Source organism: Pseudomonas sp. NFIX49 (assembly GCF_900115915.1).
Lineage (GTDB): Bacteria > Pseudomonadota > Gammaproteobacteria > Pseudomonadales > Pseudomonadaceae > Aquipseudomonas > Aquipseudomonas pharyngis.
Genome location: NZ_FOYE01000005.1, coordinates 619,901 through 626,974, shown reverse-complemented (window position 1 = coordinate 626,974; position 7,074 = coordinate 619,901). Strand labels below are relative to the sequence as shown.

6 protein-coding genes are annotated in these 7,074 nt (G+C 59.6%); 4 read left to right on the top strand and 2 right to left on the bottom strand.

The features are described 5' to 3' along the window. Positions 1-193 precede the first annotated feature (193 nt). Positions 194-1,414, bottom strand: a complete 1,221-nt coding sequence (locus BMZ46_RS17820) for a CaiB/BaiF CoA transferase family protein (RefSeq protein WP_074689733.1) — start codon at positions 1,412-1,414, stop codon at positions 194-196. A gap of 13 nt (positions 1,415-1,427) precedes the next feature. Beyond that, the gene (locus BMZ46_RS17815) at positions 1,428-2,609 is read right to left on the bottom strand and encodes an acyl-CoA dehydrogenase (protein WP_011331834.1); all 1,182 of its coding nucleotides are present in this window, start codon (positions 2,607-2,609) and stop codon (positions 1,428-1,430) included. Positions 2,610-2,767: 158 nt separating this feature from the next. Between BMZ46_RS17815 and BMZ46_RS17810 the strand changes: the two genes are divergently transcribed. From BMZ46_RS17810 to BMZ46_RS17795, 4 genes are all read left to right on the top strand, one after another. Further along, entirely contained in the window at positions 2,768-3,667 is a 900-nt protein-coding gene (locus tag BMZ46_RS17810) for a LysR family transcriptional regulator (protein ID WP_074689734.1), read from the top strand. A gap of 434 nt (positions 3,668-4,101) precedes the next feature. Next, complete coding sequence (locus BMZ46_RS17805; protein WP_039764785.1) at positions 4,102-5,223, top strand: Re/Si-specific NAD(P)(+) transhydrogenase subunit alpha; 1,122 nt, start codon at positions 4,102-4,104, stop codon at positions 5,221-5,223. Positions 5,224-5,238: 15 nt separating this feature from the next. Beyond that, positions 5,239-5,559 carry an NAD(P) transhydrogenase subunit alpha part 2 gene (locus tag BMZ46_RS17800; protein WP_003220416.1) on the top strand — a complete coding sequence of 107 codons (321 nt, stop codon included), beginning with the start codon at positions 5,239-5,241 and terminating at the stop codon, positions 5,557-5,559. Next, positions 5,559-6,992 carry an NAD(P)(+) transhydrogenase (Re/Si-specific) subunit beta gene (locus BMZ46_RS17795; protein ID WP_074689735.1) on the top strand — a complete coding sequence of 478 codons (1,434 nt, stop codon included), beginning with the start codon at positions 5,559-5,561 and terminating at the stop codon, positions 6,990-6,992. The genes BMZ46_RS17800 and BMZ46_RS17795 overlap by 1 nt, the downstream gene beginning before the upstream one ends. Positions 6,993-7,074: the final 82 nt, after the last annotated feature.

Genomic DNA, 7,074 nt, shown 5'->3' with positions numbered 1-7,074 from the left:
TACTTAACTCATTGAATCTCAAGGAGTTTTCCGTTTCGACTGCGCCGGAAGTGGGGCGAATTATAGAGACTCAGAATCTGCCGTCAACACTTAATTTCGCTTTTCTTTCAATAACTTGCCGATAGGCCAAAAAGCACTCAAGTCCTTCTATATAGAAGAAGGATTCAGCACCCTTTCTATATAGAGAGAACTCTCAGAGCACTCCATCCTCCTTCATCGCAGCCACTGCACCCGCCCCCAAGCCCAGCACGCGCTGTAAAACCTCCAGCGTATGCTCGCCCAGCAAAGGAGGCGCACGGCGATACTCGACAGGAGTCCGCGACAACCGAATCGGGCTGGCCACCTGCGGCACCATCCCCGCCAGCGCGTGAGGCAGCTCAATCGCCAACCCGCGAGACTTCACCTGTGGATCCTCGAACACCTGCGACAGATCATTGATCGGCCCACACGGTACACCCGCCTGCTCCAGCTGAGCCACCCACTCTGCAGTCGTCTTGAAGACTGTCGCCTGACGAATCAGCGGAATCAGCACCGCACGGTTCGCCACCCGCAGCTTATTAGTCGCGAAACGCGGATCATCCGCCCACTGCGGCTGCCCCGCCACTTCGGCGAACTTGCGGAACTGCCCGTCATTACCCACCGTGAGAATGAAGTCGCCGTCAGCCGTAGGAAAATCCTGGTACGGCACAATATTCGGATGCGCATTCCCCAGCCGCTTTGGCGCAGTGCCCGTCGTCAGGTAGTTCATCGCCTGGTTGGCCAGGCACGCCACCTGCACATCCAGCAAAGCCATATCGATATGCTGCCCACCACCATCGTGATCACGGTGGGCCAGCGCCGCCAGAATCGCCACGGTCGAATACAGCCCCGTCAGGATATCCGTGAGCGCCACACCCACCTTCACCGGCCCCGCACCCTCATCACCTTCGGGCCGCCCGGTCAGGCTCATCAGACCGCCGAGCCCCTGGATCATGAAGTCATAACCCGCACGCTTCGCATACGGTCCGCTCTGACCGAAACCGGTGATCGAGCAATAGATCAGATCCGGATTGATTGCCTTCAGCGACTCGTAATCCAGGCCATAAGCCGCCAGCCCCCCCACCTTGAAGTTTTCGATAAGGATGTCGGACTTGGCTGCCAACTCCCTTACCAGCTTCTGACCCTCGGGACGCGTGAAGTCGATCGTCACCGATTGCTTGTTGCGGTTGGCCGACAGGTAATAAGCCGCCTCGCTGGTGTTCTCGCCATAGGCGTCTTTCAGGAAGGGCGGCCCCCAGGCGCGAGTGTCGTCACCATTGCCCGGGCGCTCGACCTTGATCACTTCCGCCCCAAGGTCGGCAAGAATTTGCCCGGCCCATGGGCCGGCCAGCACTCGCGATAAATCCAGTACCCGTAGATGCGACAGCGCGCCCATGGTCGCTCTCCTATTAATAGAACGCCTGCAGGCCGGTCTGCGCACGACCGAGGATCAGCGCGTGAACGTCGTGAGTACCTTCATAGGTATTCACCACTTCCAGGTTGACCAGGTGACGGGCCACACCGAACTCATCAGAGATCCCGTTGCCGCCCAACATGTCACGCGCCATACGAGCGATCTCGAGAGACTTGCCGCAAGAGTTGCGCTTCATGATGGAAGTGATTTCAACCGCAGCAGTGCCCTCATCCTTCATGCGGCCCAGACGCAGACAGCCTTGCAGCGCCAGGGTGATCTCGGTCTGCATGTCAGCCAGCTTCTTCTGGATCAACTGAGTAGCGGCCAGCGGACGGCCGAACTGTTGACGATCCAGGGTGTACTGGCGAGCGGTGTGCCAGCAGAACTCGGCCGCGCCCAGCGCACCCCAGGAAATGCCATAACGTGCAGAGTTGAGGCAGGTGAACGGACCTTTCAGACCACGCACGTCCGGAAAGATGTTCTCTTCCGGCACGAACACGTTATCCATGACGATTTCGCCGGTGATCGAAGCCCGCAGGCCGACCTTGCCGTGAATCGCCGGGGCGCTCAGGCCTTTCCAGCCCTTCTCCAGTACGAAGCCACGGATGTCGCCGGCATCATCTTTGGCCCAGACCACAAACACATCGGCGATCGGGCTGTTGGTGATCCACATCTTGGCGCCGGTCAGGCTGTAGCCGCCATCGACCTTGCGTGCACGCGTAATCATCGCGCCCGGGTCGGAGCCGTGGTTCGGTTCGGTCAGACCGAAGCAGCCGATCCACTCGCCGGAAGCCAGTTTCGGCAGGTACTTCTGTTTCTGTGCTTCGGTACCGAATTCGTTGATCGGCACCATCACCAGCGAAGACTGCACGCTCATCATCGAACGGTAGCCAGAGTCGACACGCTCGACTTCACGGGCAATCAGGCCATAGCTGACGTAGTTGAGGCCGCTGCCACCGTACTGCTCGGGAATGGTTGCGCCCAACAGGCCGACTTCGCCCATTTCACGGAAGATCGCCGGATCGGTCTTCTCATGGCGGAAGGCTTCCAGAACGCGTGGCGCGAGGCTCTGCTGGGCGAATTGCTCGGCAGTGTCGCGGATCATGCGTTCTTCTTCAGTCAGCTGTTGATCCAGCAGCAGTGGATCGATCCAGTTGAAGCTAGCTTTACCGCCCATGAGTGAGTCCTCGCAAATCGGGTGAATTAACGTGGCATTGATCCTAGGCCCGCTTCGCCATCCCGGCAAACGAGGATTTCGCATCCTGTTGTGCTAATTTCTCACTCCGAAACGTCGCGAAATGCCGATTAAGCGATGTATTAGTGAGGTTGACGTACATGCGCCGCAAGATACCCAGCACCACCGCCCTGATCAGCTTCGAAGCCGCCGCCCGTCACGAGAGCTTTACCAAGGCCGCCGAAGAACTTTCCCTCACCCAGGGCGCCATTTGCCGACAGATCGCCAGCCTGGAAGACTTCCTCAGCGTCGAACTCTTCCGACGCTCGCGTCGCGGGGTGAAACTGACAGAAGCGGGCCTTTCCTACAGCCGCCGGGTTGCCACTCAACTCGACGCCGTTGAACGCGACACCCTGTCGGTGATGGGCCAGCAAGGTACCAACGTGATCGAACTCGCCGTGGTGCCCACCTTCGGCACGCAATGGTTGTTGCCAAGGCTGAAGGACTTCCAGCTCAAGCACCCGGAAGTGACGGTCAACCTGACGAATCGCACGCGCCCATTCCTGTTTGCCGACACTGACTTCGATGCCGCCATCTACTTTGGCGATGCCGACTGGTCCGGTACCGAATCCCACAGGTTGATGGGCGAGAATCCGATGCCGGTATGCAGTCCCGCCCTGCTCGGCAACAAGACGCATCTGACACCCGATAAAATCGCCGATCTGCCGCTGCTCCAGCAAACCACCCGCCCCTACGCCTGGCGACAGTGGTTCAACTCGCAACACCTGAACATCCCCCGCGACATGACAGGTCCGCGCTACGAGCTATTCTCCATGCTGGCCCAGGCTGCCATGCACGACATGGGCATCGCGCTGATCCCACCGTTCCTGATTCAGCGCGAACTGGCCGAGAAACGCCTGGTGATTGCCAACCCAAACGCGCTCTCCAGCATCAAGGCGTATTACCTGATGATTCCGGAGCGAAAGGTCGAATCGGCGTCACTCAAGGCTTTTCGCGATTGGCTGGTGAACCAGGCACACAGCTACAACCTAGAAGGATAAAGGGCCTCAGCGATTACTAACCCCGTAGTCAGGAAAACCAAAGCCCTACAGATATAACTATTTGTCGCAAATAGACAGACTGTATCCGAAAGTCGTACAGACGTCCCACAAGCGCCTGACGACGTGGCTTTGCGCCCTCATTCGCGACTCATTGCGACCTATTCACGTCACCGATGAGAAAATTCTTCAAATTCATCCAGACTCCTTGAAAGGCACGGCCTGCAAGGGATTCAACTGGCCATCTGCGACATTCGGTCACGGGATGACTTGTAGTTAATTTTCCGTCACCCGTCATAATCCCTTGAAGGGCATAAACTTCGCCTGCAAAATGCCGCGCCCCGCCCTGATTTGGCGGGATCGTGCTGATCGGCCGCCCCAGTCGCACCATCCGTAGTGCATGGGTTTACTCAATAAGATCACGCAGGAGATTTGACGTGCACATTGGTGTTCCTCTCGAAACCCAGACCGGTGAAACACGGGTTGCTGCAACCCCGGAAACCATTAAAAAGCTGATCAGCCAAGGTCATAAGGTCACTGTGCAAACCGGCGCCGGCGTTAAAGCCAGCGTTGTCGACAGTGCCTATGAAGCGGCAGGCGCAACCATTGGCAGTGCCAATGACGCGTTTGGCGCCGAGCTGATTCTCAAAGTGGTCGCGCCAAGCGATGCCGAACTGACGCTGATCAAGCGCGGAACGGTGCTGGTGGGCATGCTCAACCCGTTCAACAACGACACCATCGCGAAGATGGCCGAGTGCGGGATTACCGCGTTCGCCCTGGAAGCGGCGCCACGCACCTCCCGGGCCCAGAGCCTCGACGTGCTGTCGTCCCAGGCGAACATTGCCGGCTATAAGGCGGTGCTGCTGGCCGCCCACTACTATCCGCGCTTCATGCCGATGCTGATGACCGCTGCGGGCACCGTGAAAGCGGCGCGCGTGCTGATTCTGGGTGCTGGTGTGGCCGGGTTGCAGGCGATTGCCACGGCGAAACGTCTGGGTGCCGTCATCGAAGCGTCCGACGTACGTCCGGCCGTGAAGGAACAGATCGAATCCCTCGGCGCCAAGTTCGTCGACGTGCCTTACGAGACCGATGAAGAACGCGAATGCGCGGTCGGCGTCGGTGGTTACGCACGCCCGATGCCGGCGAGCTGGATGCAGCGTCAGGCCCAGGCCGTGCACGAGCGCGCCAGGCAGGCTGACATCGTCATCACCACCGCACTGATTCCGGGCCGCAAGGCACCAACGCTGTTGAGCGCGGACACCGTGGCGCAGATGAAACCCGGCTCGGTGGTCATCGACCTCGCGGCAGCACAGGGTGGCAACTGCCCGCTGACCGTGGCCGATCAGGTCGTGATCGAGAACGGCGTGACCATCGTCGGCCCGACCAACCTCGCCGGTGAAGTCGCCGCAGACGCCTCGGCGCTGTACGCACGCAACCTGCTGGACTTCCTGAAGCTGGTCTTTACCAAAGAAGGCCAGTTCGAAGTGAACCTCGAAGACGACATCGTCGCCGCGTGCCTGATGTGCCGCGACGGCCAAGTCATCCGCAAAAACGCCTAAGCAGGGATTCAGACGATGGAAGAGCTTATCTCCCCCGGTATCTACAACCTGATCATCTTCGTGCTGGCGATTTATGTCGGTTATCACGTGGTATGGAACGTTACACCCGCGCTGCACACGCCTTTGATGGCGGTGACCAACGCCATTTCGGCGATCGTGATCGTCGGCGCCATGCTCGCCGCCGCACTGACCGTCACCCCTCTGGGCAAGACCATGGGCACCCTCGCCGTGGCACTGGCCGCGGTCAACGTATTCGGTGGCTTCCTGGTGACCCGCCGCATGCTTGAGATGTTCAAGAAGAAAGCCCCGAAAGCAAAAGAAGAGGCGCCTAAGTAATGAGCATGAACCTCGTCACGACGCTCTACCTGATCGCGTCGATCTGCTTCATCCAGGCCCTCAAGGGCCTGTCGCACCCGACCACGTCGCGCCGCGGCAACCTGTTCGGCATGCTCGGCATGGCACTGGCAATCATCACCACGGTCGGCCTCATCTATAAGCTGGGCGCCGAGCTGGCGACTGCTGGCATCGGTTACGTGATCGTCGGCCTGCTGATCGGCGGCACCGCCGGTTCGATCATGGCCAAACGCGTTGAAATGACCAAGATGCCGGAACTGGTTGCGTTCATGCACAGCATGATCGGTCTGGCAGCGGTGTTCATCGCCATTGCTGCCGTGGTCGAGCCGCAGTCGCTGGGCATCGTCAAGCAACTGGGCGACTCGATCCCGGCGGGTAACCGTCTGGAGCTGTTCCTGGGCGCCGCCATCGGTGCAATCACCTTCTCCGGTTCAGTGATCGCGTTCGGCAAGCTGTCGGGCAAATACAAGTTCCGTCTGTTCCAGGGTGCACCGGTACAGTTCAACGGTCAGCACAAGCTGAACGCGGTACTGGGTCTGGCGACGCTGATCCTCGGCGTCACCTTCATGCTGACCGGCAACCTCGCCGCGTTCGCGCTGATGCTGGCTCTCGCGTTCGTCATGGGCGTGCTGATCATCATCCCGATCGGCGGCGCCGACATGCCGGTGGTGGTGTCGATGCTCAACAGCTATTCCGGCTGGGCGGCGGCGGGTATCGGCTTCTCGCTGAACAACTCGATGCTGATCATTGCCGGTTCCCTGGTGGGTTCGAGCGGTGCGATCCTCTCGTACATCATGTGCAAGGCGATGAACCGTTCCTTCTTTAATGTACTGCTCGGCGGTTTCGGCAATACAGCAGAAGCCGGTCCTGCCGGTGAGAAGGAAGCCCGTCCGGTGAAATCCGGTTCGGCTGACGACGCGACCTTCCTGCTGACCAACGCCGACACCGTAATCATCGTTCCGGGTTACGGCCTGGCCGTGGCCCGTGCACAGCACGCGCTGAAAGAGCTGACCGAGAAGCTGACCCACCATGGCGTGACCGTGAAATACGCGATCCACCCGGTGGCCGGTCGGATGCCTGGCCACATGAACGTACTGCTGGCCGAGGCCGAAGTGCCGTACGACCAGGTGTTCGAGATGGAAGACATCAACTCCGAGTTCGGTCAGGCCGACGTGGTGCTGGTGCTGGGCGCCAACGACGTGGTCAACCCGGCTGCCAAGAACGATCCGAAATCGCCGATTGCCGGCATGCCGATCCTCGAAGCGTTCAAGGCCAAGACCATCATCGTCAACAAGCGCTCGATGGCCAGCGGCTATGCCGGTCTGGACAACGAACTGTTCTACCTGGACAAGACCATGATGGTGTTCGGCGACGCGAAGAAAGTCATCGAAGACATGGTCAAAGCGGTCGAGTAACCCTCGCCGGCAACACCGAACGCCCCGACTTGTCGGGGCGTTTTTGTTTGCGCAAACCGTCGGACAATTTGCCGCGTTGTTG